Genomic DNA, 25,351 nt, shown 5'->3' on the forward strand with positions numbered 1-25,351 from the left:
CATGATGACAAGCACTATCAGGAGAGATGCCGGAGCGGCTGAACGGACCAGTCTCGAAAACTGGAGTAGGGGCAACTCTACCGGGGGTTCAAATCCCCCTCTCTCCGCCATTATTCAATCACTTACAGCAGATTTTATCTGTGATCCACGCCTCACATAACCCATCGTGAAAATATAACTGCCGTTATCGACCTTTCCCTGACCTTCTCGGCTTTACACCTTATAACCTCATTTGGCTTGAACGAAACCGCTTCTTTTTATCCTGAATGAAAATGCCCAGGCGATGACCAGGAAGGCGCACTGGAACAGAAAGAAAGGGGCAAACCATTGGTTATTGAGATAAACGTAATAACCGTTGTGGATGACGTCAACGGTGATGAGGGCTAACGTGGCCGGCAGCCCAACCTTTGGATTGACGATCAGCAAATACGCCACCAGCGGATCCAACAGGGTCAGGCTACCCCAAAAAAGGCGGCTGGCCAGGAGAGCCTGCTCACCGTAACCATAATCCCAGAGCAAGCCAAACTTCACGCCGGCGATAACATGATTGATGGTCGCTATGATTAAGCACAGTGCCAGAAAGCACCGCATTAAGGTGGCGTTTAGCATGGGTTTGATGTTCTTGATATGTTAACCACTTTCATGGAGCCTCCTTGACTTGCGGCCATCATGACACGGCGGTTATGCGGCTTCAATCGGCGATAAAACCCCCTCTCACCCGCCGCGTATTTTTCAGCCTCTCTCTTGCAAAAAATTCTTTGCAGGATAACGATCTGTCATTCATCCTTTGAAATGTTGTTTCACTTTTATCCGGGTTCATCTTGAATTTATATGCCGCCCTGCGCCAGCGTGTAGAAAAAACACCCTGGTATGCCAAACGAAAAAGCTACCGTGTGCTGTTCTGGCGTGAGATCACGCCGCTGGCGGTACCGATCTTTATGGAGAACGCCTGCGTCTTGCTGATGGGGGTGCTAAGCACCTTCCTGGTAAGCTGGATCGGTAAGGAAGCGATGGCCGGTGTGGGGCTGGCGGACAGCTTCAATATGGTGATTATCGCTTTCTTCGCCGCGGTGGATCTGGGTACCACGGTGGTGGTGGCCTTCAGCCTCGGCAAGCGGGATCGCAAAAGAGCGCGGTCGGCGGCGCGTCAGTCGTTGGTGTTGATGACTTTGGTCGCCCTGATATTGGCGGTGGGCATCCATCTGGCGGGCGAGCAGATTATTGACGTGATCGCCGGCGCCGCGACGCCGGAGGTCAAGGCGCTGGCGCTTTCTTATCTGCAAACCACGGTGTGGAGCTACCCGGCCGCCGCCATTGCCCTGATCGGCAGCGGCGCGCTGCGCGGGGCGGGCAATACCAAGATCCCGCTGCTGATCAACGGCGGCATGAATATCCTTAACATCATCATCAGCAGCATTCTGATTTACGGCATGCTGGGCTGGCATGGGCTGGGCTTTGTCGGCGCCGGGCTGGGGCTGACCATTTCCCGCTATATCGGTGCCATCGCCATTATTTACGTGCTGATGATTGGGTTTAATCCGGCGCTGCATATCACGCTGAAAAGTTACTTTACGCCATTAAAACTGAACATCCTCTGGGAAGTGCTGGGGATCGGTATCCCCGCCAGCATCGAATCGGTGTTGTTCAACGGCGGCAAATTGCTGACCCAGATGTTTGTCGCCGGCATGGGGACCAACGTCATTGCCGGTAATTTTATCGCCTTTTCCATCGCCTCGTTAATTAACCTGCCGGGCAACGCCCTGGGCTCTGCATCAACCATTATCGTGGGAAAACGCCTGGGGAAAGGGCAGATAGCCCAGGCGGAGCGGCAACTGCGCCACGTTTTTTGGCTGGCGACGATTGGGCTGACGGTGATCGCCTGGGGAACGGCGCCGCTGGCCGGGACGTTCGCCTCGTTTTATAGCCAGCAGGACGATGTTAAAGAGGTGGTGAAGGTGCTTATCTGGCTCAACGCCGCCTTTATGCCGATCTGGGCCGCCTCCTGGGTGCTGCCCGCCGGGCTGAAAGGCGCGCGCGACGCCCGCTTTGCCATGTGGGTGTCGATGCTTGGCATGTGGGGTTGCCGCGTGGTGGCCGGTTACACGCTGGGCATTGTGTTGGGGATGGGCGTGGTTGGCGTTTGGCTCGGCATGTTTATGGATTGGGCGGTACGCGGCGCACTCTTCTACTGGCGCATGGTCAGTGGACGCTGGTTGTGGAAATACCCGCGTATAAAACGGGCAGAGGCTGCGGAAAAAGCAATCACCCGCGCCGGGCGAACGGGAGGCTGAAGGTTACGTGCCAGGCTAAGGTGCCTGGACGTTTTCTTGTCGCCACCTGGCCGGCGATACGCCGTGTACCTGCTTGAAGGCTTTTGAAAAATGCAGTTGGTTTTCATAACCGACCGAAATGCCCACCACTTTGATCGCCGTATGGCCATTGCTCAGCAGGCTGACGGCGATACTCATGCGAAAATTAAGCAAATACTCCTTGGGGCCGATGCCGTAGGCGTTTTTGAACAGCCGGCACAGGTAGCTGCGGTTGATATTGCAGTAGGCGGCCAGGCTCTCAATCGTCAAATGTTCATGGTAGCGGTTTTCAATTTGCTTGACCGCTTTACGCAGATGCTGCGCCTTGTCATCAGGCTGTGCCGCCGTACCCTGCAGCCTGTTGCCGATCAGCGCAGAAAAGAACAGGTAACTCAGCCCGAGCACCTTCAGCCGGTGTTCATCGCCGTGGGCGACGATCTGCCGCAGATAGCCCAGGGCGCTGGCGTTATCGTCCCGCCGAGTGGGCCGATAAATCGGGAATTGACGGCTCAGATGGCACTCTTCGAAGATCTTGCCGGCGATAAGCCCATCGACCTCCAGCCAGATATAGTGCCAGGGATCCCGTTTATCGGCGCAGTAGGTGGTCACGTCGTGCGGGTGGATCAGAAAACCTTCGCCTGCCACGACGGGAAACGAACCGTATTCGCTGTGCAGCACGCCGGTTCCGCTTATCACATAATGAAATAGATAGTGCTGGCGCACGGCGGGGCCAAAACTGTGCCCTTTATCACAATTCTCCTCCCCATACTGGTACAGGTTCAGCTCAATATTGTCGGTGCGATTGAGGGTGAAACTCTTGTGCATCAGGCATGCCCTCCGTTTTCTGCCCACTGTATCAGCGCAGTTGCGGCAGCGTCGCTCGGATATGGCCAGATCCCGACCTGGCTCACACTTTTTGCGGTGCGTCATTTTTCGCCATAGTAAGGTCACATTCATCCATATCTCGTGCAGGCATTGCAGGGTAATTTCAGCGTATCAACAACAGCAGCAGCGGAGAAATACGATGATTAAAGTGACATTTATGGGCGCAGGCAGCACCATCTTCGCCAAGAACGTACTCGGCGACATCATGGCGACGCCGGCATTGAAAGAAGTGGATATTGCGTTGTATGACATCGACAGCGCCCGTCTCAATGAATCTTTCGCCATGCTGAGCAATATCAACCGCAATACCAATGCGGGCAGGGCGAAAATCACCCCTTACCTCGGCGTGGAGAACCGCCGCGCGGCTTTGAAGAACGCCCATTACGTGGTGAATGCCATTCAGGTCGGTGGCTACGATCCTTGCACCATTACCGATTTCACCATTGCCCGAAAATACGGTTTGCAGCAGACGATTGCCGATACGCTGGGGATTGGCGGTATCTTCCGCGCGCTGCGCACCATTCCGGTGCTGTTTGACTTTGCCCGGGATATCGAAGCGGTCTGCCCGGATGCCTGGTTGCTTAACTATACCAACCCGATGGCGGCGATAACCGGCGCCATGCTGCGCCATACCGAAGTGAAAACGGTGGGGTTGTGCCACAGCGTTCAGGTTTGCGCCGAGACGCTGCTGAAAAGCGTGGATATGCCGACCGACGATGTGCAGTTCCACATCGCGGGCATTAATCATATGGCCTGGCTGCTGGACGTTCGCCGCCACGGCGAAGACCTGTACCCGGAAATCAAGCGCCGCGCCAATGCCTTGCAGGGCAAGCATGATGACATGGTGCGCCATGAAATCATGAAAACCTTCGGTTATTACGTGACGGAATCTTCAGAACACAATGCCGAGTACATGCCTTACTGGATCAAACGCAACTACCCGGAACTGATTGAGCGCTTCAATATTCCGCTGGATGAATACCCGCGCCGATGCATTGAGCAGATTGAACAATGGCAGCAACAGAAAGTGGCGCTGACCCATGATGCCAGCCTGACCCACTGCCGCACCCATGAGTATGCTTCTTACATTATCGAAGCGATGGAAACCGATCGGCCATACAAGATTGGCGGTAACGTGCTCAACACCGGCCTGATCACCAACCTGCCTGCGGAGGCCTGCGTCGAAGTGCCTTGCCTGGTTGATGGGCAGGGGATCACGCCATGCTACGTCGGCAACTTGCCGGAGCAACTGGCGGCGCTGAACCGCACCAATATCAATACCCAATTGTTGACCATCGAAGCGGCGGTCACGCACAAACGCGAGGCAATCTACCATGCGGCGCTGCTGGATCCGCACACCTCCGCCGAGCTTTCGATTGATGACATCCGCAAACTGTGCGACGAACTGATTGAAGCGCACGGCAACTGGCTTCCCGCCTACCACTAATCGCCGATTACCCCTATACCTCCTCAAAACGCACAAGGCGCGGGGTTTCCCGCGCCGTTAAAAATGGGATGGTGAGCCATGTTTTATTTGAAAAACAAGAACTTTTGGATCTTCGGTGCCTTCTGTTTTTTCTATTTCTTTATCATGGGCGCGGTGCTGCCGTTCTTTCCGATCTGGCTGCATGACGTCAATCATCTCGATCAGCGACAAACCGGGCTGGTGTTCGCCTGCATGGCGCTGTTTGCCCTGGTGTTCCAGCCGATTTTCGGCTTCGTCACCGACAAGTTTGGCCTGAAAAAACACCTGCTGTGGATGATTATCTTCCTGCTGCTGTTTCTGGCACCGCTGTTCATCTATGTGTTCTCGCCGCTGCTGCAAAGCAACTTTTTGCTGGGCGCGTTGCTGTGCGGCATTTATCTCGGTTTGGTGTGCAGCGGCGGTTCGCCGGCGATTGAAGCCTATATCGAGAAGGTGAGCCGCCGCAGCCGGTTCGAGTATGGCCGCGCCCGACTGTTTGGCTGTATCGGCTGGGCGATCTGCGCCTCGATCGTCGGCTATATGTTTACCATCAACAATCAATTCGCGTTTTGGCTGGCCTCCAGCTTCGCGCTGGTGTTGGCGGGCTTGCTTTACCTGTTCAAACCGGAAGAAAACAACACGCTGGCGGTGGCGGACGGTTTGGCGCTGAACCACAAACCCATCAAGTTGAAAGCGGCGCTGGGGCTGTTGAAAATGCGCAAATTCTGGTGTCTGGTGATGTATATCGTCGGGGTGGCCTGCGTGTACGACGTGTTCGATCAGCAGTTCGCCAACTTCTTCACCTCGTTTTTCCGCGATCGGCATGCCGGTACCCAGGCGTTTGGCTATGTCACCACGCTGGGCGAGTTTCTTAACGCGTTTATCATGTTCTTTGCGCCGTTGATCATCAACCGCATCGGCGGCAAGAATGCGTTGTTGATTGCCGGGGTGATTATGTCGGTGCGGATCATCGGTTCGTCGCAGGCGGACTCGGTGACCGCGGTGATTTTCCTCAAGACCCTGCATATGTTTGAGGTGCCGTTCCTGCTGGTGGGCATCTTCAAATACATCACCACCCAGTTTAACGTTAACCTCTCCGCGTCGATTTACCTGTGGGGCTTTTGCTTCTTCAAGCAGCTATCGGCCATCGGCATGTCCTATGCGGCGGGGATGATGTACGTCAATTACGGCTTCAAAACCTCTTACCTGATCCTTGGTTGCATCGCGTTGCTGTTTACCCTGATCTCGGCCTTTGCCTTGACCGGCAAGGCGCGGGTATTGAAGGGGGAAGGCACGCTGCCGCTGGCGGTGAGATAGCAAAAACCGTAGCAGGTGTTGCACCTGTGGCCCCCAAGGCTGCTATGGCCAGGGGGGCCATGTATTTGTTGGCAGCCATTCAGGCGGATGTCGTTAAGGGGTCGGCAAGCCGATACACCCTGGCGTTCCAGTAGCTGTTGCCTGACTGGCTGTGCAGCTTCCAGCCGGCCTTTTTCAATTTATTGGCAATCAGGCTGTTCATCACGCCGTGCCCCAACAGCAGTACCGCCCCCTGAGTCGCCGCGAGATCGGTCAGTTTGCCGCTGGCGGCCGTGGCGCGTTTTTTGGCTGATGACAAGGATTCGACATTTTTCGCGTAGCCGCACAGCCACAGAAGACGAAAAATCACCACCCAATGCAAGGGGCGTAAACGTAGCAGCGGTACAGATAAAACCGGCAGTTCGGCTTCGCAGAACAGGGCGTCGCTCTCGTGGGGGTGCAGGCCCAGCAAGGCAAGTGAAGCCAAGGCTCTGGGCAGGGTGCTGGCGACGACATAACGGGGTTGCGCAGACAGCGTTCTGGCGTTTTCGGGCGGCGTATCGGCGATGCCCGCAAGATTGTATTGATCGATCCAGGCGCGCATTTCGCGGGCGCGCTGAAGTTTGTCGGTATCGATGTTTGGCTGACCATGACGCAGTAGAATGATGTCCATTTATCGCCCCCCTTCGGCGGCGCATTATGGCACAGAGCCGAGGATGTCGGCAGCGGTTTGCATTGCCTGACGCACCGGATGCTCATTGGTTGACTGTCTGCGGTGGGAATGTATTGCGAATGAAGATTTGGGGGAGGTGGGGGGATAGAGCACGCCGGATGGCGTGCTCCAGAGTCAGGCGATTATTTCTCGTCCGGCAGAGCGTAAGCGACGATGTAGTCGCCCAGCTTGGTGCCGAAGGAGCCATGTCCGCCTGCGGAAATCACCACGTACTGCTTGCCGTTAACCTCATAGGTCATTGGCGTTGCCTGGCCACCGGCCGGCAGACGCGCTTCCCACAGTTTGTCACCGTTGGTTACGCTGAAGGCGCGCAGGTAGTTGTCCGCGGTTGCGCCAATGAAGAACACATTACCGGCGGTAGAAACCGGCCCGCCCAACATCGGCATACCCATCTTGAACGGCAGCGGCAACGGAGAGCTGTCGCGCACGGTACCGATGCGTTTTTTCCACACGATGTCGTTGGTTTTCAGGTCTACGGCGGAAATATAACCCCATGCCGGCTGTTTGCAAGGCAGGCCAAACGGCGACAGGAACGGGTTCAGGGTAACGCCGAACGGCACACCATACTGTGGCTGCACGCCGGCTTCGGTGCCGCTGCCGCCTTTGTCGCCGGCTGGCGGTTCAATCGGGTTGCCCGGGCCGCGCGGGATCAATTTGGAAACGAACGGCAGCGCGATTGGGTTGGCAATAGCGATTTGACGGTCGGTGTCGACAGACAGGCCGCCCCATTCGAACATGCCGAGGTTACCCGGGAACACCAGCGTGCCCTGCTCGGAAGGTGGGGTGAAGGTCCCTTCGTAACGCAGGCTGTGGAACATCACCCGGCAGACCAGTTGGTCATAGATGGTAGCGCCCCACATATCCGCGCCGGTCAGTTTTTTCTCCGGACGGAAAGTCAGCTCGGAGAACGGTTGGGTAGGTGACAAGCGGTCGCCCTTGGCCGGGCCTTGCGGGACCGGTTTTTCTGGCGCCGGTACCACCAACTCGCCGTTGGTGCGGTTCAGCACGAAGATATTGCCGGTTTTGGTCGGCACATAAATCACCGGCACCTTGTTGCCGCTCTTGTCGGTGATATCCGCCAGAGTAGGCTGAGCCGGCACGTCCATATCCCACAGGTCATGGTGCACGGTCTGATAGAACCAGGCCAGCTTGCCGGTGGACGCATTCAGCGCCAGCAGACCGCTGGCATAACGCTCCATTTCCGGCGTGCGGTCGCCGCCCCAGATATCCGGCGTGGTCACGCCCATCGGCAGATAGACAATGTCCAGTTTGGCGTCATAGGCGGCTGGCGCCCAGGAGTTCGGCGAGTTCGGCGTGAAATGATGCTCGTCCGCCGGGATGGCGTTCGGATCTTTGGCGCCCGGATCAAAGGCCCACAGCAGCTTGCCGCTGTTGACGTCAAACCCGCGGATCACGCCCGAAGGCTCACGGTTGGAGTAGTTATCGGTAACCGCACCGGCAACGACAATCACCTTATCGGTGATCACCGGCGGCGACGTTGGCTCATAGTGGCCTGGCGTCGCATACGGCATATTGCTTTGCAGATTCAGCTCGCCGTTGTTGGCGAAATCGGCGCATGGCTTGCCGGTTTCCGCATCCAGAGCAAACAGACGGCCGTCATTCACCGGCAGGATAATGCGGCGTGCGCACTGTGCCGGAGAGGCATCGGCCGTTGCGCCGGCCGCTGCGGTGGTTTCATGGTAAGAGACGCCGCGGCAGGTGATGTGCTGGAAGGTCGGGTTGAATTTCAACTGAGGGTCGAACTTCCACTTCTCTTTACCGGTGGCGGCATCCAGCGCGAACAGCTTCTGGTGAGGCGTACACAGATAAAGCGTGTCGCGGATTTTAATCGGGGTGACTTCGTTGGTGATTTCACCCGGATCGTTGGCGGTTTTCAGATCGCCGGTCTGGAAGGTCCAGGCTTCCTTGAGTTGACCCACGTTTTTGTCATTGATTTGGCTCAGCGGGGAATAGCGAGTGCCTTCCTGCGTGCGGCCATAAGCCGGCCAGTCGGCGGCAGACGCGTCCGTTTCGGCCTTGACCTGCGCCGGTTCAAGCGTGCCGTGGATCTCTTGCGGATCGTTAAACACCGCATAGGCCAGAACGCCCACGGTAATGACCAACGCGATGCTCAACGCACCATACGCCAGCTTGCCGTTGGCGATAAGTCGACGATAGATAAAGGGCAGCACCAGCCACAGGCCGAAGAAGAAGGTGACGTCCAGGCGCGGCGTCAGCGCCCAGAAATCCGGGCCGACTTCCCACAGTGCCCAGACCGTGGTACCGAGCAGAAAGATGGCGTACACCAACAGCGCAGTGGCACGGCGGCGCAACAGCAACCAGGCCGTTACCAGCAAGACCGCGCCGGCGATGATGTAGTACAGCGAACCGCCGAGCTTCGCCAACCAGATGCCCCCGGCCAGCAGGTAGAGCCCGCTCAACACGGCGAACAGCGCCGTTATGATGACGAGCGGCGACAATGACGCTTTATTTTGCATAGTATTATCCTTACCAAAAATGAAAAGTCCCCGATTTAGAGATTAAGCTAAATCAAAAAAAACACTCGGTTTCTCCTTAAAAAACCAGGGTGACACAAACCCTGTCCCGCGCTTTAGCCTTCGGGTGCTTTGCTTTCTCCAAAGGGAGACGGTGGCACGGGTGATAGCCTTGGCTGCCGCCTGGTCTTGGTTTTATCATTGGTCAACCGATCATTGTTACCGGTAACGGTGCGAGAGTATCCGGATGCTTCCAACAGGTGTCAATGCCCCGATGTAAAGGCGGGGCTTGACGCCGGACAATGATGCCATGAGGGCGACGGTGGGCACCGCCGTCTGATTCATGAGCCAAACTCATAAACTCAAGCGGATTTGCTCCATAGTCACCGCCACCCCGCTCTTCTACAGTAATCACACGATAATCGGCCCCCGGCAAGCACGTCGGGGGCCAGTGCGATTCACCCGGAGGAATGAAATGCAAACACGCAAATTGGGCAACGGCGGTCTGGACGTCTCGGCGTTAGGGCTGGGCTGCATGGGCCTGAGTTTCGGTTACGGCCCGGCGACCGACAGGCAGCAGGCGATTGCCCTGATTCGCTCGGCCGTGGAGCAGGGTGTGACTTTTTTCGATACGGCGGAGATCTATGGCCCGTTTACCAATGAGACGCTGGTGGGCGAAGCCCTGGCACCGGTGCGCGATCAGGTGGTGATCGCCACCAAATTTGGTTTTGAACTGCCGCAGCCGGATGGCAGGCAGGTGCTTAATAGCCGGCCTGAACATATCCGCCAGGCGGTGGAAGGATCGCTCAAACGTCTCAATATCGAGACCATCGATCTGCTTTATCAGCATCGGGTCGATCCCAACGTGCCGATTGAGGACGTCGCCGGCACGGTAAAGGCGCTGATCCGGGAAGGGAAGGTAAAACATTTCGGGCTGTCGGAGGCCGGGGCGGAAACTATCCGTCGCGCCCATGCGGTGCAGCCGGTTGCGGCGTTGCAGAGCGAGTATTCGCTGTGGTGGCGCGAGCCGGAGCAGGATATTTTACCGACTCTGGAAGAGCTGGGCATCGGCTTTGTGCCGTTCAGCCCACTGGGGAAAGGCTTCCTCACCGGGACCATCAATGAAAACACCACCTTCGACAGCAGCGATTTTCGCAACCTCGTGCCGCGCTTCAGTGCCCAGGCGCGCAAAGCCAACCAAAGGCTGGTGGACGTGCTGGGGCAGATAGCCCGGCGAAAAGGCGTGACTCCGGCGCAGATTGCGCTGGCCTGGCTGCTGGCGCAGAAACCCTGGATTGTACCGATCCCGGGTACCACCAAACGCCATCGCCTTACCGAGAACCTCGATGCGGCGGAGGTCGTGCTGGCGGCGGGTGAACTGAGCAGTATCGAAGAGGCGCTTGCCGCCATTGAAGTGCAGGGCGCGCGTTATCCGGCGCATCTGCAAAAAAACGTCGGGCGTTGATCACATCCTGCCTGCCACGTTTGTCGGCAGGCGGGTTACCAACGATTAGCGCTGATAGCGCAACGCTTCGACAAAAAGGGCGAAGGCGGTGGTGTGCTGCCTGCGGCTGGGGTAATAGAGGTAATAGCCGGGAAAAAGCGGGCACCATTCATCGAGAACACTCACTAAGCGGCCGCCGGCCAGCTCGTCGGTGACGGTATCCTCCGGCACAAAGGCGATGCCGAAGCCGAGCAGCGCCGCGTCAATGCGTTGGCGCAGGCTGTTAAAGATCAACTGGCCCTCTACGCGCACTTTTATCTCACGGCCGTCTTTGGCAAACTCCCAGGCGTAAAGCCCGCCCATAGTGGGTAAGCGCATATTGATGCAGCGGTGGTTTTGCAACGCCTGCGGCGTATTCGGGATGCCGTATCGCTCGAAATAAGCGGGTGAAGCGACCGGCACCATGCGCATATCCGGCGCTATCCGTACGGCGATCATGTCTTTGGCCACCTGTTCGCCCAAACGAATACCGGCATCAAAGCGGCCGGCGACAATGTCGGTCAAGGTGTTATCGACCGTGATTTCGACATTAATGTCCGGATAGTCGGCCAGAAATGACCTCAGCATCGGCCAGAGCACCGAGTCGACGGCATGTTCCCCGGCTGTGATGCGAATGTTGCCCGCCGGCCGTTCACGCATTTCGCTTAAGGCGTCCAGCTCGTTTTCGATTTCCGCAAAACGCGGGCCGATACTGTTGACCAGCCTTTCGCCGGCTTCGGTAGGGGCAACGCTGCGCGTGGTGCGGGTCAATAGCCGCAGTTCTAGCCGCTCTTCCAGGCCCCTGATGGCATGGCTTAATGCCGATTGGGAAACGCCGAGCTTGGCCGCCGCTTTGGTGAAGCTGCGTTCACGCGCCACGACAAGGAACGAAATCAAATCGTTAAAGTTTTCTTTTAACATGCGGCACCTTCACTCAGGCGGGGTTGATAGCGGCATTCTATACGCTTGCCCAGGCTACCACACCCGATCACTCATGAATTCAACTCATAGGTCCTTGCGTATTTTGCTATCTAGTCCCGGTGGCGGCGCGGCGTTATCTTTCTCTTTCGCGCCATCTTGACGGGAGCATCCAGTGAGATTACTCGCAGCGTCTACCCTTATCTTGTCCATGTCAGCACCGGCAGCCATTGCCGAAACGGAGGAAAAAGTGAAAATTCAACGCAGCGGTTCCCTGCCATCCCGGCCGGGTCCCGAGGATTACTTTACCGGCAAAGTGCGGATTGATGCGCCTTTTGCCGGTACTGAACCGGCCCGCGTGGGCGGCGCCACCGTGACCTTCGAACCCGGTGCCCGCACCGCCTGGCATACCCATCCGCTGGGGCAGACGCTGATCGTCACCCAGGGGCGCGGTTGGATCCAGGTATGGGGCGACCCGATCCAGGAGATGAATCAGGGCGATATCGTTTGGATCCCCGAAGGCGTCAAGCACTGGCACGGCGCTACCCCCGAAACCGCCATGACCCACATCGCCATTGCCGAATCCCTCAACGGCAGCCCGGTTGACTGGATGGAGAAGGTCAGCGACGAGCAATACCGGCAATAGGATCGGCGGCGTAGAACGGGGATTGCCTGCGTGCCGAAGCGATAAACGCGTGTTTAACGGAGGTTATGCATTGTCAGTTTGCTCGCAAAAACGCAGGCAATTGCCGAAGGGATCGGTGAGGTTCACCTGTTTTCCCCAATCCAGGGTTTCAACCCCCGGACGGGCGTAACGGTACTGTTTCGCTATTAACTCCCGATGCAGGGCATCGATATCGCGGGTCGGAATAAACACCGCTGAGCCGGGCGTAGCGTCGCCGTAATGCTCACTGAGATGCAGGGTCAGACCGGAGCGTGATATTTGGGCATAAAGCGGCAGGTCCTCGCTAAAGCGGTGCTCCCAATCCAGCGCGAAACCGAGAAAATCCAGATAAAACTCTTTGGCTTTTTCAACCGAGAAGATACGGATAATGGGAATGGCGGCGGAGAATTCCATGTGAGAGTCCTTGTAAGCCCCTGATGGGCGATCCAAAGTAGCAGAAACGGCAGCAGATTAGCCAGTGTTCAGCCCCCATGCGGGGGCTGGTGACAGATTCAGATATCCAGCCCGCCAAGGCACAGATATTTGATCTCGAGATAATCCTCGATGCCGTACTTCGACCCTTCGCGCCCCAGGCCGGAGCTTTTAACCCCGCCAAAGGGCGCGACCTCGGTGGAGATCAGCCCTTCATTGATGCCGACAATGCCGTATTCCAGCGCTTCGGCCACGCGCATCACCCGGCCGATATCGCGGCTGTAGAAATACGAGGCCAGGCCGAACGGCGTGTCGTTCGCCAACGCGATGGCTTCGGCTTCATGCTCAAAACGGATCAAGGGCGCCACCGGACCAAAGGTTTCCTCATGGAAGATTTTGGCGTGCCTCGGTACGTCGGTCAGGATGGTCGGCGTATAGAAGTTATTGCCCAGCGCATGGGGCCGGCCACCCAACAACACCGAAGCACCGCGCTTCACGGCATCGGCGATATGCTCGCTGACTTTCTCCACCGCCTCCCGGTTAATCAATGGGCCGATAGTGACGCCTTCGTCCATACCATTGCCTACTTTCAGCTTCGCCACTGCCGCTTTCAGCTTTTCCGCAAAAGCGTCGTAGACGCCTTCTTGCACCAGAAAACGATTGGTGCACACGCAGGTCTGGCCGGCGTTACGGTATTTTGAGGCTACTGCCCCGGCGACGGCGGCGTCCAGATCGGCATCGTCAAACACGATAAAGGGCGCATTGCCACCCAACTCCATGCTGGTTTTTTTGATGGTGGGCGCACACTGGGCCAGCAACTGCGCGCCCACCTCGGTGCTGCCGGTAAAGGAGAGCTTGCGTACGTCCGGGTTAGCGGTCAGTTCGCCGCCGATCGCCTTGCTGGGCCCGGTAATCACGTTGCAAACGCCCGCCGGTAAACCGGCGCGTTCGGCCAGTACCGCAATCGCCAGCGCCGAGAACGGGGTCTGGCTGGCGGGGCGGATCACCCCGGTACAGCCCGCGGCCCAGCCGGGGCCGGCCTTGCGGGTGATCATCGCCGCCGGGAAATTCCACGGCGTAATGGCGGCGAATACCCCTATGGGCTCTTTTTGCACGATAATGCGCCGACCTGGCAGGTTTTGCGGAATGGTGTCGCCGTAAACGCGTTTCCCCTCTTCGGCGAACCACTCGATAAACGAAGCCGCATAGGCAATCTCACCGCGGCTTTCTGCCAGGGGTTTGCCCTGTTCTGCGGTCATGATGCGTGCCAGATCGTCCTGGTTTTCCATCATCAGTTCGAACAGGCGGCGCAGTTTGCCGGCACGCTCTTTGGCGGTCAGCGCGCGCCAGGCCGGCTGGGCTTTTTTGGCGGCGGCTATCGCCTGCGCGGTTTCTTCGGCGCCGAAGGCCGGTACCTGGCCGACTAACTCGCCGGTGGCCGGGTTATGGATCTTGATGGTCTGGCCGTCTTTGGCCTGCAGCCATTGCCCATCGATGTAGTTTGCTTCGCGAAACAGCGCGGGATCTTTGAGGGTGGCGGAGAAGGTCGTGCTCATCGGTTATCTTCCTTTTCAGAATTCAACACACTGTGGTTTGTCCCAAACACTTCCCCTTTACCCTAGCAAACTTTCCCGCATCCATTTGCCGCCATGCGCACCTTCTGTACAAAAAACACTCGCCATCGGGGAGATACTGAATTCAGTAAGCATATGACCCTTTTCGAGATAACAAAAAGGAGTGTGCAGAATGGTAAATTCAGTGAGTCGGCACCTTGCGGCCTACAGCAGCAACATGGATTTTATCGCTTCCAGCATTGCGCTGATGGAGTGGCAGGGGCGCGAAATCGATGCCGGCAAGGTAGCCGGCAATATGTCGGAATCGCAAAGCCGTTTGTTTTTCGAGCGTCTGAGCTATTTTCGGCAGCTTTATCAGGCCACCGCGATGGCGGAACACAGCGTATAATCCTTATATCCCCGACCCCGCCAACGCGGGGTTTTTTATGACAATTTACCCTTGCCACACCCCGGTGTTCAGCGTGGACGGGGAGTATTCCAGGTTGCGGCCGCGCCAGGGCAGAGCCTGTGGGAAGCGCCACGCCCTGCGCATATCAAATCGCCAGTAGCGCTCCGCCCCCTCCACCGGGTGGTCGATATCCGCTTGCCAGAGGATCTGCGTTTCCCCTTGCAGATGCAAAATATCGCCGCTGTCGAAATCGATAAACAGCAGCGCCGCCCGTGGCTCAGCCAATAGATTACCCAGCGTGTTCATGTAGCGGTTGCCGCGAAAGTCCGGGATCCACAGGCTGTTGTCCGCCAGATGGATAAACCCCGGTTTGCCGCCCCGGTGCGATATATCCACGCCGCCCTGCGCCAGCCCGGCGTGGGCGCAACTGGCGACGAAAAAGGTGTCTGCCCGGCGGATCAGCGCCTGCGCCGCAGCATCCAGCGTCGGGAGATATTCAATCGGCGCCGGAGTGCCGGCTACCGGGTAAAGCTCGCGTCGCTGAATATATTGCGGGCAGTTGCCGAAGCTTTGCCGGACCTCGATTTCAATGCGGTTCTTGTCGGTGCGGCCAATCACGCCGTTGGCCCGATTGCGCCTGCGATTGCTGAAATCCAGTCCCAAGGCGCCAACCAGTTTGCCGCTTTGCAATGCGGCCTGCGCCGGATCGTCGTTGCGGCGCGGTGCGCTGATGCGCAGGTGGCTGTCATCCGGCGTGCGCAAGAAACCGGGCGGACCGCTGAACAGCGTGGCCACTGGCCAGCCCTGATCGTCCAGCGTGGCGACGAACAGGTAAGGCAGCGCGGCGAAGAATTCCCGATGCTGGTCGGGCATGGCGGCATAAATACCCGCGCCCACGCGGTCAAAACCGGCCAATGCCTGGGCCCGCAGTTCGTCGGGGTGGAACAGTGGCTGTCTCATCAGCGTTACCTCCCGGTGGGTTCCGGCAGCGCCGGCATGGCGAAGAAACCGGGCAGCGCGGCGATGCGATCTACCCAACGCCGGATGGCCGGAAAAGGTGCCAGCGAGATGCCGCCTTCCGGCGCTACTGCCACGTAACTGTAGCAAGCCAAATCACCGATGGTGGCGTGTTCCGTCGCCAGAAAATCACGTTCCGCCAGATGCTGTTCCATCTGCGGCAGGAAGCGGGCCGCGATCGCCAGCGAAGCCTGATAATCCTCCGGAGCGGAAAACTGGGCGATTAGCCTGCTGGAAGCCGGGCCGTAGCGCACCTCTCCGGCGGCTTTGGATAACCACTCTTGCACCTGCGCCGAAGCCTGCGGCGTTTCCGGTAGCCAGTGGCTGCCCGGCGCGTAGCGTTTGACCAGATACACCAAAATGGCGTTGCTGTCGGCGAGTGCCAAATCGCCGTCCACCAGCACCGGGATTTGGCCGAGTGGATTGAGGCGGCGGAAAGCCTCGCTCTGGCGCACGCCGGCGGGAGCCTCGATAAATTCGTAGGGCAGGTCAAGCATGCGCAGCAGTAACGCCACGCGATGAACGTGGCCGGAAAGCGGGGTACCGTACAGTTTGAGGGTTTGCATGATGAGGCTCCTGAATAATTTTTATCAGCATACTCTTGCGGGCAGCGAGCGGAATCCGGCAATGTAGAAATTGATAATTTCACTTTTTGGAAGAATCTATGGATCGGTTGGACGAACTGGCTATCTTTGTGGCGGTGATTCAGCACGGCAGCCTGGCTGCGGCTGGGCGCAAGCTGCGGCGTTCCGCGCCGGCGATCACCCGTGCCATAGCTTCGCTGGAGCAGCGCTTCGGCACCCGGTTGGTGGAGCGCACCACCCGGCGGCTGGCACCTACCGAGGCGGGTTTGCGGCTGGCGGAGCGTGCGCGCCTGCTGCTGCATGACTATGACTCGGCGGTGCTGGACACGGCGGACAGCCAGCTCTCCGGCATGTTGCGCATTACCTCGCCGGTGCAGTTTGGGCGCAAACACGTTGCGCCGCTGGTAATGGCGTTTCTTGACCGCTATCCGCAGATGCAGATTGAAATGGTGCTCAACGATCGCAACCTGGACTTGATCGACGAAGGGCTGGATGTGGCGGTGCGCATTGGTCATCAGCAGGACTCTTCCCGGGTGGCGCGCCGGTTGGGGCAGGTGTCGCGGGTCACGGTCGCCAGCCCGGCTTATCTGGCGCGGCGCGGCGAACCGCAACACCCGGCGCAGTTGACCGATCACGATACCATCGTCGGCACTCAACGCGCGTCGCTGCGCGAATGGCGTTTTGGTCCGCAGGAAAATGGCGAGCGGGTGCGGCTGACGCCCCGGCTGTTGATCAACGAAGTGGAAACCCAACTGCTGGCGGTGCGGGCGGGCAAGGGCATCGCCCGATTATTGTCGTACCAGGTGGCGGACGATCTGGCGGCGGGCACGCTGGTACGTTTGCTGCCGGCGTATGAACCCTTGCCGATGCCGGTGCAGCTGGTGGCGCAGAACGTACAGCGCATGCCGCTGAAGGTGCGCACCTTCTGGGACTACGCCTGGCAAGAATTAAGCCGGTTGGCGCAAATTCAGCCGGTATAAACCGGTAAATCAATACCGATAAGTTTCACTGGTTAAACTTATTTGGCGCAAAAATAAGATTTATTTTACCGCGCACGCATTGCTGCGGTTCCCTTCTTGACAATATTTTGGCCGGTGCTAATAGTTAACGCATATCTTAAATAATAAACGAAGTTTAATATATGAAACTTGTCCCGGGAAGTTATGATAACGGTTCGACGGTAGACAATGAAAATGAGATCCTGAGCTCATTTCAAACCCGCAGTCAGGACGTTTATCAGCAAGTACGCAGCGAACTTGATATTTCTTATGGTTATTCGGAACGGGAAGTTTTTGATTGGTTATATTCTGATGCGCCCTCTAAAGGAACATTAATATTTATTCACGGCGGTTATTGGCAATTTTGCCGTAAAGACGACTTCGCTTTTATTGCCGAGGTGCCGTTGGCCCTGGGCTTTGATGTGGTGTTGCTGGAATATACGTTGGCGCCGGTGGCCACATTGGACGATATTTGCCGGCAAATCGGCGCGGCGCTGGATGCCATTGAACTGCGGCTGGCACCGCAAAAAAACGCGCCGGTCTATTTGTGCGGCCATTCCGCCGGCGGGCATCTGGCCAGTTATTGGCAGCAGCATGCCGTTGTTGACGCGGTATTGTCCATCAGCGGCATTTTTGAACTGGAACCGCTGTTAAGCACTTACGTAAACCGGCAATTGCAACTGACCCGGCGGCAAATCGCGCAGCTGAGTCCGGCTCGCCATATCCCTGAACACTTAAAACCCACGACGCTGTTTTACGGCGCAGCAGAGCTGCCGGAGCTGATGGGGCAGTCGCTTCATTATTACGCCGCGCTGCGGGAGAAAAATCTGCCGGCTGAACTGGTTGCCGTAGCGGGAGCCAATCATTACAACGTGCTGGATGCGCTGTTCGCCGTTGACGGTGCGCTGATCCGGCAGCTAATCACCACGGGGAAATAAGCCATGCGCAGCATCATTGATACCGGCCTGCCGGAGATTGGGCAACCCTTTTCCTGGGCTACCAAAGGCGGGGGCATGTTGTTCACCGCCCACGGCCCGGTCAGGCCTGACGGCAGTATTGAAACCGGGGCGTCTGAAAGCCAGATTACTCTGACGTTCGATAATCTGGCGCAAACGCTGAAGGCGGCCAATAGCCACAGCGATAACGTATTGCAGGTGATTGTGTATCTCACCGATGTGAATGACGTTAAATTACTCGATGAGATTTATAAAAAATACTTTAATTATCCTTATCCCAATCGTTCAACCGTTATTGTCGATAAATTGGTGGTGCCGGGAATGAAAATAGAAATAACCGTCAGCGCCATGGCTTGAGCCTTATTTAATTATCGTCTTCACCTGAAAGTTCATTAAATAATGAATTAAGGAATCGCTATGTTTAATCATATCGGCGCGTCTGCGCCCGATCCTATTATGTCGTTGATGGAAGCTTATTTACAGGATGACAATACGCAGAAAGTGAATTTGGGTATTGGTCTTTATTATGACCGGCAAGGCAGGATCCCGCTGATGCAGGCGGTTGAAGCGGCCGAACGGCGCTTGCTTGAACAGCGAAGTCCCCACGGTTACCCACCGATAGAAGGTTCGCCGCTGTTTACCCAACAGGTGCAAAGCTTGCTGTTTGGCGAACAGGATACCTCCGCTATCGCCACGGTACAGACCCTCGGCGGCTCCGGCGCGTTGAAACTGGCGGCAGATTTTATCCATCACTATTTGTCCCGGCGCGATATCTGGGTGTCTGATCCCACCTGGGCCAACCATTGGGCCATCTTCGAAGGCGCCGGGCTGAAGGTTCACACCTATCCGTACTTTGATGAGGCCACCGGCGGCCTGCGTTTTGACGCCATGCTCGATACGCTCGCCAGCCTGCCGGAAGGCAGCGTGGTGCTGCTGCACCCATGTTGCCACAACCCGACCGGCACCGATCTCACTCAGGCGCAGTGGCGCGCCACGATCGAAGTGCTGCAACGCCGGCGCCTGCTGCCGTTCTTCGATATCGCCTATCAGGGGTTTGGCGACGGCCTGGCAGAAGACGGTTTTGCGTTGCATGAGACGCTGAAAACCGATCTGGAATTTTTGGTCGCCAACTCGTTTTCTAAAAATGTCGCGCTGTACGGCCAGCGGTTGGGGGGCTTGTCGGTGCGCTGTGGCAGCCCGCAAAGCGCGGTGAACGTGAAGGGCGCTTTGAAAACGCTGATCCGCCGCAGCTACTCCTGCCCGCCGACCCACGGCAGCCGGATTGTGGAGACCCTGTTGGCGGACGCAGCGCTGCGACACCAGTGGGAAAGTGAACTGGCCGGTATGCGCCAGCGCATTAAGCAGATGCGCCAAATTCTGGCCGCAGGGCTGGAGCAGGGCGGTTCGCGGCTGGATCACCGCCGCATCCGCGATCAGAAAGGCATGTTCAGCTATACCGGGCTGAACCAACAGCAACTCGCCCGGCTGCGGCAAGAGTATGCCATTTATCTGGTCGCGCCCGGCCGCATGTGTCTGCCTGGCCTGAACCAAAATAATGTCGATTACGTTACTGCCGCCATTCTGGACGTCACCCGCGCTGTGTGAACAAGGTAGGACATTGCCATGAAAGAGATGAAAGGTTTTGACGAAATAGCCCGGCGGCAGGGCGGGTTGAAAAAGCAGCTCACCGCCGGGCAGATGTCGATGCTGGCGATAGGCGGTGCGATCGGTACCGGGCTGTTTCTCGGTAGCGCTTACGCCATACAAATGGCCGGCCCCAGCGTATTGCTGAGCTATTTTATCGGTGGCGTGGTGGCTTTATTGCTGATGGGATGCCTGGCGGAGATGACTTCCGAACACCCGACGCCCGGTTCTTTTGGCGACTACGCCGAGTTTTATATCAGCCCACTGTTCGGTTTTCTGGTGCGCTACTCTTATTGGTCTTGCGTGGTGCTGGCGGTAGGCACCGAAGTTACCGCCATCGGTATGTACATGCAGTTCTGGTTCCCCGGCACGCCAATCTGGCCCTGGGTGCTGCTGTTTTCTGCGGCGGTGATCGCCATCAATGTGATTGGCGTAAAGTCGTTCGGTCAGGTGGAGTACGCGCTGTCGACCATCAAGGTGGTGGCGATTGCGGCCTTTATCGCCATTGGCATCGGCATCTTGGCATTTTCCGCCAATCCGGCCTTTGGCTTTAAAAACTTTACCGACAACGGCGGCTTCTTCCCCTTTGGCGTCAAAGGCATGTGGTTCGCGGTGATCGTCTCCATTTTCAGTTATCTGAGCATTGAGATGATTGCGGTGGCCGCCGGTGAGGCCAAAAACCCGGTGATTGCGGTCAAAACCGCCTTCAAGGGCACTATTTTACGGTTGTTTATCTTTTACATGCTGTCGATTGCGCTGATGTTGGCGATCGTGCCCTGGCGGCAGTCCGGTACCGGCGAAAGCCCGTTCCTGGTGGCGATGAACGTGATCCATCTGCCCGCCGCAGCCGGCATTTTCAACTTCATCGTGCTGGTGGCCGCGCTGTCGGCGATGAACAGCCAGCTATACATCACCACCCGCATGATGTTTTCACTTTCCCGCGCCGGGCAGGCTCCCGCTGCGCTGGGCCGCGTCAGCCAACGCGGCATACCGGTGAGCGCGCTGGCAATGTCGTGCATCGGCATTGTGGTGTCGATCGTGCTGAGCCTGGTTTATCCGGAGAAATCGTTCGCCGCCATGATGTCTATCTCGGTGTATGGCGCCTGCTTTACCTGGTTGATGATCTTCGTCACTCATCTGTTTTTCCGCCGCCAGCACCGCAAAACCCACCTGAAATTCCGTATGTGGGGGTTCCCGTATACCACGCTGGCGGGGGCCGGGTTGATGGCTGCGTTGCTGATCTCCACCGCATTCACCGAATTTTTCAAAATGACGCTGTGGTTTGGCATTCCGTTCACCCTGCTGCTGGTGGCGGTCTATTTCCTCTATAGCCGTCACCAGCCCACGCCGGTCCGGGTGGAAACGACGGGCGCGGAGTAAACCGGTTTACTGAAAATGTGTCTATCTGGCTCTGGAAATAAACCACTTTATCTGGAGAATCAACCCTCTTTGAAGCGTGTGGAGCCTTATTGGAATGGCAAGTCAGACAGCAAAAAACGGGGTTAACGTTGGCGTGGGGCATACGGGCGCTACGCGTTCGGCGCAGGGCTGGATCAACGGCTTTTTGGGCATGTTGATTTTCAGCGGTTCTTTGCCCGCGACTCGTGTGGCGGTGCAGGAGTTTGATCCGGTATTCCTGACGGCGATGAGGGCGACGATTGCAGCGCTGCTGGCCCTGAGCGCGCTGCTGTTGATGCGCCAACGTTGGCCACGGCGCGCTGATATCGCGCCGCTGATTTTTGTCGCCGTCGGGGTGGTGATCGGTTTTCCGCTGCTGACGGCGTTAGCGTTGCAACACACCACCTCGGCGCATTCGCTGGTTTACATTGGCCTGCTGCCGCTGGCGACGGCCTGTTTCGGCGTTTTGCGCGGCGGGGAGCGCCCGAGGGCGATCTTCTGGGTCTTTTCGATGACAGGCGCTCTGTTGGTCGGCGCTTTCGCACTGAGCCAGGGGGCAGGCGGTTCCTGGACAGGAGACGCGCTGATGGTGGTCGCGGTGCTGCTTTGCGGATTGGGCTACGCCGAAGGGGCGGTGCTGTCCCGCCGGCTTGGCGGCTGGCAGGTGATCTCGTGGGCGCTGGTGATCGCGTTGCCGTTGGCGGCGGCGGTCGCGGCCTGGGCGGCGCCGACAGCCTGGACAGGGGTAAGCGCCGGGGCCTGGTTCTCGCTGGGCTATATTTCGCTGTTCAGCATGTGGATAGGTTTTATTTTCTGGTATCGCGGCCTGGCGCAGGGCGGTATTGCCGCGGTGGGGCAACTGCAATTGCTGCAGCCGTTCTTTGGCTTGGCGTTGGCGGGGCTGGTACTGCATGAAACCGTCCAGCCTTCGATGATCGCGGTGATGGCCGGCGTCGTGGCTTGCGTGTTCGGCGCCAAGCGTTTTTCGCGCTAAACCCGGCAGAGTCAGCCTGCCAGCGATAAGATTACCCGATTCAACTTTTGGGCGGCGCGGTGAATAGCCTCGTCGTCGTAACCTCCCAGCCCCAGGATCAACCCGCTTTTTCCGCGGCCAGAGGCGTACATCGGCGACAGCGCGCTGACCGCTACTCCGGCTTCGGCGGCGCCGGCGGCCACCCGCTGGTCGTCCAGGCCCGCTTTCAACCACAATACCCGGTGCATACCCTGGTCACTGGGGAGCAAAGCGGCAAGCTGCGGCGAAATATGCGCGTTGACGGCTTCGGTCAGCACACGTCGCTTTTCCGCATAGACGCCGCGCATTCTGCGTATATGGCGATCCAGATGCCCCAGCGCCATAAAGCTGGCCAGTACGTGCTGGTCGGCGGTGGGCGGGTGGCGGTCCATCAGCACTCGCGCACCGCAGAAGGCATCCACCAGCGGTTCGGGGACAATGGCGTAACCCAGCCGCAATGACGGGAACAGGATTTTGCTGAAGGTGCCGAGATAAATGACTCTCGCGGGATCCAACCCTTGCAGAGAGGGAAAAGGGTGACCGGCGTAGCGCATTTCACTGTCGTAATCGTCTTCGACAATCCAGGCTTTTTGCTCTTTCGCCCATGCCAGCAGTTCAAGCCTGCGCGACATGCTCATCGGCATGCACAGCGGGTATTGATGAGACGGGGTGACAAAGACGGCCCTGGCCTGCGGCGCGATCTCCCGGCCCGCCGCCACGTCTAGACCTTGGTCATCGACCGGCACCCGCGCCATGTGTCGGTCCCTGAGCAGGTTGTCAAAAATAGCGGTAATACCGCGATAGGCGGGGTTTTCCACCCAGGCGGTATCACCGGCGTCCAGTAATATTTGCGTGGCGAGATAAAGCCCCTGCTGGGTTCCGGAGGTGATGATCACCTGTGCTGGCGTACAGAGCACCGAACGCGATTTACGCACATATTCGCAGATCGCTTTGCGCAGCGGCAACTCGCCAAGAGGATCACCGTAGCCTGATGGGGCACCAGGCCCCCGGGCGCGGATCCGGTTGCCGAGCCGGCGCCAGACGTCATCGGGGGCAGTATCATTGATCGGTACCGAGACGGTGAAAGGGACGGGCGGCAGGGGGGCGCGTTGGGTGGCAAATTGCGCCAGCGCCTGTGCCTGGGCGGTCATGGGAATGTCGCAGGCCTCCGGGTTTTTGGCTGGTGGAGGGGTTTTGCGGTTGAGCGCCATCGCCACGCGGGTGCCCGATCCGGGGTACGCCTCCAGAAACCCTTCGGCGGTTAGCTGCTCAAAGGCGGCCAGCACCGTTCCTCTGGCAAGTTGCAATGCACCTGACAGTACCCGCGTCGAGGGCAACGGATCGCCTGCTTTCAGCTCGCCTTTATGAATGGCGGCCCGCAGCGCTTGGGCAAGCTGGACACTGAGTTGCCCCGCATGTCGGTCAAGTTCGCCGATCGCGGGGATTTCAACGGTTTTGGCGGTTCTTGGCATGGATTCCGGTCCAGGAGCAAGTGGCGATACAGGGTATTAACTGTAAACCACTTTTGATCGGAATGCGGTAGCGAATCTCGTTTAAAGCCGGTTTTTCGGGATCAGGTGATCGCCAAAACTCAGGCGCTGCCGGCCTGGCTCCACTTCGGCCAGCGGTTCGACTTCGTTCAGCGTGGATTTGCAGCGCAGCACCAGATCATGATATTCGCGGGTGCCGGTCACTTTCCACGCCAGCTCTTGCTCGGTCAGGTCACGCAGCACTCGCGCCGGGCTGCCGACCACCAGTTTGTTGGCCTCAATCACCGCGGCCGCCTTCACGAAAGCCATTGCGCCGACGATGCTGTTCTCGCCAATCTCTGCGCCGTCCATGATCACCGCGTTCATGCCGACCATGGCGTTACGGCGGATGCGGCAACCGTGCAGGATGGCGCCGTGGCCGATATGGCCGTCTTCCTCCACCACGGTGTCCTGCTGCGGAAAGCCGTGCATCACGCAGTTGTCCTGAATGTTGGCGCCGTCGCAGATAACCAGCCGGCCAAAATCGCCGCGCAGGCTGGCGTTCGGGCCGATGTAGACCTGCTTGCCGATAATCACGTCGCCAATCAGCACCGCCGTCGGGTGCACATAGCTGCTCGGGTCTACCACCGGCGTCAGGCCGTCAATCTGATACACGGGCATAGCTAAATCTCCTTGAGAGTATCGCGCGGCAGGCCGCCGAAGCGCCGGTAATAGCCTGCAGCCGGGGCGGGCAGGGCTCCGATAGTGGTTTCCGCCAGTGCGCTGACATAGTCGGTTGCGGCGCGGTCTACCCGCTGATAAATATTGATGCACAAATTGCGGGCGATCTGCCCCTCCCATTGCGCCGGCAGCAAGGCGTCCGGCAACAGCGGATCTTTCAGCGCCACGCGCCGGAAGAAGTGGATCAATAATAGCTTAATCTGGAAGCAACGCTGGGGCGTCAACAGGGCGTCGTCGGCTTCGCGCAGCAGTTGCATCAGCGGGCGGAAAGAGACGATAAACTCGTGATAACCCGCAGCTACGTCAGCCAGCGACCAACAGGTGGCCACCAGCTGTTGCAGGGTATGTTCGGAACGGTTGTACGGGTAGTCGGCGCGGAAATAGATAACCTGCTCGCCGGCATCAAGCTCGCCGAGCAGGGCCGTCACGTCGGTTTGCGCATGAGTGGGTGCCGCCATCAGATTGTTGGCGATCTGGCCGAACCCCAGCCAGCCCAGCTCTTTTTTCAGCCGTGCTCGCTCGCTTTTGTCCGCGCTTTCCAGCAGCAATAAATCCCACTTGCCGTCCCAGGCCGGCGGTTCGCTGAGATAGATTTTCGACTCGGCATGGCGGAACTGGCGCATGCCCTGATCGGTCACCCGATAGAAGCTGCGACGGCCGATTTTTTCCACCGCCAGCCAGCCCTCTTTTTGCAGACGAAACACCGAGGTACGCACGAAGCGATCGCCGAAACCGAGCGCCTCCAGCAACGCGCTCAGACTGCCGAGCCACACTTCGCCACCGCGATGGCTGAGCGCATCGCCATACAGGGAGATAATCAGTGAAGTGCCGCTGATCGGCTGGGCGTCTACAGCATGGCGGATAAACTCATCCAGTTTATGTTCCATATT

The 25,351-nt window shown here is 58.1% G+C and carries 24 protein-coding genes and 1 tRNA gene; 13 read left to right on the plus strand and 12 right to left on the minus strand.

The features are described 5' to 3' along the window. The first annotated feature begins 20 nt into the window (after window positions 1–20). Window positions 21–110 (plus strand) — tRNA-Ser (locus QZQ97_RS02345). Window positions 111–228: 118 nt separating this feature from the next. Here QZQ97_RS02345 and QZQ97_RS02350 read toward each other — a convergent pair. Next, on the minus strand, window positions 229–609 hold the full coding sequence (locus QZQ97_RS02350) for a hypothetical protein (RefSeq protein ID WP_311992080.1): 381 nt from the start codon (window positions 607–609) through the stop codon (window positions 229–231). Between the two features lie 212 nt (window positions 610–821). On the opposite strand from QZQ97_RS02350, the gene QZQ97_RS02355 reads away from it, so the two are divergent. Then, entirely contained in the window at window positions 822–2,291 is a 1,470-nt protein-coding gene (locus QZQ97_RS02355) for an EmmdR/YeeO family multidrug/toxin efflux MATE transporter (protein WP_311992081.1), read from the plus strand. Window positions 2,292–2,306: 15 nt separating this feature from the next. Here QZQ97_RS02355 and QZQ97_RS02360 read toward each other — a convergent pair whose 3' ends face one another. Further along, window positions 2,307–3,134, minus strand: coding sequence for an AraC family transcriptional regulator (locus QZQ97_RS02360; protein ID WP_311992082.1), 828 nt, complete (start codon window positions 3,132–3,134; stop codon window positions 2,307–2,309). A gap of 199 nt (window positions 3,135–3,333) precedes the next feature. Here QZQ97_RS02360 and QZQ97_RS02365 point away from each other — a divergent pair, with 199 nt between their 5' ends. Both QZQ97_RS02365 and QZQ97_RS02370 read left to right on the plus strand, forming a co-directional pair. After that, window positions 3,334–4,641, plus strand: coding sequence for an alpha-glucosidase/alpha-galactosidase (locus QZQ97_RS02365; RefSeq protein WP_311992083.1), 1,308 nt, complete (start codon window positions 3,334–3,336; stop codon window positions 4,639–4,641). Between the two features lie 78 nt (window positions 4,642–4,719). Continuing rightward, the gene (locus QZQ97_RS02370; protein WP_311992084.1) at window positions 4,720–5,976 is read left to right on the plus strand and encodes an MFS transporter; all 1,257 of its coding nucleotides are present in this window, start codon (window positions 4,720–4,722) and stop codon (window positions 5,974–5,976) included. 79 nt (window positions 5,977–6,055) lie between these two features. Here the strand turns inward: QZQ97_RS02370 and QZQ97_RS02375 are convergent, their stop codons facing one another. Together QZQ97_RS02375 and QZQ97_RS02380 are read right to left on the minus strand one after the other, a co-directional pair. Beyond that, a complete protein-coding gene (locus QZQ97_RS02375; protein WP_311992085.1) occupies window positions 6,056–6,628 on the minus strand; it encodes a phosphoglycerate mutase in 573 nt (190 codons plus the stop codon). Between the two features lie 182 nt (window positions 6,629–6,810). Beyond that, window positions 6,811–9,186, minus strand: coding sequence for a glucose/quinate/shikimate family membrane-bound PQQ-dependent dehydrogenase (locus QZQ97_RS02380; RefSeq protein ID WP_311992086.1), 2,376 nt, complete (start codon window positions 9,184–9,186; stop codon window positions 6,811–6,813). A gap of 472 nt (window positions 9,187–9,658) precedes the next feature. On the opposite strand from QZQ97_RS02380, the gene QZQ97_RS02385 reads away from it, so the two are divergent. Beyond that, window positions 9,659–10,648, plus strand: a complete 990-nt coding sequence (locus tag QZQ97_RS02385) for an aldo/keto reductase (protein ID WP_311992087.1) — start codon at window positions 9,659–9,661, stop codon at window positions 10,646–10,648. Between the two features lie 45 nt (window positions 10,649–10,693). On the opposite strand, the gene QZQ97_RS02390 is transcribed toward QZQ97_RS02385, so the two are convergent. Further along, window positions 10,694–11,587 (minus strand): LysR family transcriptional regulator, encoded by an 894-nt coding sequence (locus QZQ97_RS02390; RefSeq protein WP_311992088.1) that lies wholly within the window; start codon window positions 11,585–11,587, stop codon window positions 10,694–10,696. 247 nt (window positions 11,588–11,834) lie between these two features. On the opposite strand from QZQ97_RS02390, the gene QZQ97_RS02395 reads away from it, so the two are divergent. Beyond that, complete coding sequence (locus tag QZQ97_RS02395; protein ID WP_006319298.1) at window positions 11,835–12,230, plus strand: (R)-mandelonitrile lyase; 396 nt, start codon at window positions 11,835–11,837, stop codon at window positions 12,228–12,230. Between the two features lie 63 nt (window positions 12,231–12,293). Here the strand turns inward: QZQ97_RS02395 and QZQ97_RS02400 are convergent, their stop codons facing one another. Together QZQ97_RS02400 and gabD are read right to left on the minus strand one after the other, a co-directional pair. After that, window positions 12,294–12,662, minus strand: coding sequence for a glyoxalase superfamily protein (locus QZQ97_RS02400; RefSeq protein ID WP_311992089.1), 369 nt, complete (start codon window positions 12,660–12,662; stop codon window positions 12,294–12,296). A 98-nt stretch (window positions 12,663–12,760) separates the two neighbouring features. Then, the gene (gene gabD, locus QZQ97_RS02405; RefSeq protein ID WP_311992090.1) at window positions 12,761–14,236 is read right to left on the minus strand and encodes an NADP-dependent succinate-semialdehyde dehydrogenase; all 1,476 of its coding nucleotides are present in this window, start codon (window positions 14,234–14,236) and stop codon (window positions 12,761–12,763) included. Between the two features lie 190 nt (window positions 14,237–14,426). Here gabD and QZQ97_RS02410 point away from each other — a divergent pair, with 190 nt between their 5' ends. After that, window positions 14,427–14,642 carry a glycogen synthesis protein gene (locus QZQ97_RS02410; protein WP_311992091.1) on the plus strand — a complete coding sequence of 72 codons (216 nt, stop codon included), beginning with the start codon at window positions 14,427–14,429 and terminating at the stop codon, window positions 14,640–14,642. Window positions 14,643–14,687: 45 nt separating this feature from the next. Here the strand turns inward: QZQ97_RS02410 and QZQ97_RS02415 are convergent, their stop codons facing one another. Both QZQ97_RS02415 and QZQ97_RS02420 read right to left on the minus strand, forming a co-directional pair. Then, a complete protein-coding gene (locus tag QZQ97_RS02415) occupies window positions 14,688–15,602 on the minus strand; it encodes a pyridoxamine 5'-phosphate oxidase family protein (protein ID WP_311992092.1) in 915 nt (304 codons plus the stop codon). 5 nt (window positions 15,603–15,607) lie between these two features. Then, entirely contained in the window at window positions 15,608–16,225 is a 618-nt protein-coding gene (locus tag QZQ97_RS02420) for a glutathione S-transferase family protein (RefSeq protein ID WP_311992093.1), read from the minus strand. A gap of 98 nt (window positions 16,226–16,323) precedes the next feature. Between QZQ97_RS02420 and QZQ97_RS02425 the strand changes: the two genes are divergently transcribed. The 6 genes from QZQ97_RS02425 to QZQ97_RS02450 all read left to right on the plus strand — a co-directional run bounded on the left by QZQ97_RS02425 (window position 16,324) and on the right by QZQ97_RS02450 (window position 22,233). Beyond that, window positions 16,324–17,223: a LysR family transcriptional regulator gene (locus tag QZQ97_RS02425; RefSeq protein ID WP_311992094.1), complete on the plus strand. Its 900-nt coding sequence runs from the start codon at window positions 16,324–16,326 to the stop codon at window positions 17,221–17,223. A 161-nt stretch (window positions 17,224–17,384) separates the two neighbouring features. Beyond that, complete coding sequence (locus tag QZQ97_RS02430; protein WP_311992095.1) at window positions 17,385–18,179, plus strand: alpha/beta hydrolase; 795 nt, start codon at window positions 17,385–17,387, stop codon at window positions 18,177–18,179. 3 nt (window positions 18,180–18,182) lie between these two features. Continuing rightward, window positions 18,183–18,554, plus strand: a complete 372-nt coding sequence (locus QZQ97_RS02435) for a RidA family protein (RefSeq protein WP_311992096.1) — start codon at window positions 18,183–18,185, stop codon at window positions 18,552–18,554. A 60-nt stretch (window positions 18,555–18,614) separates the two neighbouring features. Then, window positions 18,615–19,802: an amino acid aminotransferase gene (locus QZQ97_RS02440; protein ID WP_311992097.1), complete on the plus strand. Its 1,188-nt coding sequence runs from the start codon at window positions 18,615–18,617 to the stop codon at window positions 19,800–19,802. Between the two features lie 18 nt (window positions 19,803–19,820). Then, on the plus strand, window positions 19,821–21,221 hold the full coding sequence (locus QZQ97_RS02445) for an amino acid permease (protein WP_311992098.1): 1,401 nt from the start codon (window positions 19,821–19,823) through the stop codon (window positions 21,219–21,221). A gap of 94 nt (window positions 21,222–21,315) precedes the next feature. Continuing rightward, entirely contained in the window at window positions 21,316–22,233 is a 918-nt protein-coding gene (locus QZQ97_RS02450) for a DMT family transporter (RefSeq protein ID WP_311992099.1), read from the plus strand. A gap of 11 nt (window positions 22,234–22,244) precedes the next feature. Here the strand turns inward: QZQ97_RS02450 and pdxR are convergent, their stop codons facing one another. The 3 genes from pdxR to paaX form a co-directional block, all read right to left on the minus strand. Continuing rightward, on the minus strand, window positions 22,245–23,723 hold the full coding sequence (gene pdxR, locus QZQ97_RS02455) for a MocR-like pyridoxine biosynthesis transcription factor PdxR (protein ID WP_311992100.1): 1,479 nt from the start codon (window positions 23,721–23,723) through the stop codon (window positions 22,245–22,247). Between the two features lie 81 nt (window positions 23,724–23,804). Beyond that, entirely contained in the window at window positions 23,805–24,401 is a 597-nt protein-coding gene (gene paaY / locus QZQ97_RS02460; RefSeq protein WP_311992101.1) for a phenylacetic acid degradation protein PaaY, read from the minus strand. A gap of 2 nt (window positions 24,402–24,403) precedes the next feature. Continuing rightward, complete coding sequence (paaX, locus tag QZQ97_RS02465; protein ID WP_311992102.1) at window positions 24,404–25,348, minus strand: phenylacetic acid degradation operon negative regulatory protein PaaX; 945 nt, start codon at window positions 25,346–25,348, stop codon at window positions 24,404–24,406. Window positions 25,349–25,351 lie beyond the last annotated feature (3 nt).

Origin of the sequence: Serratia sp. root2, assembly GCF_031931805.1 — a bacterium.
Lineage (GTDB): Bacteria > Pseudomonadota > Gammaproteobacteria > Enterobacterales > Enterobacteriaceae > Serratia > Serratia inhibens.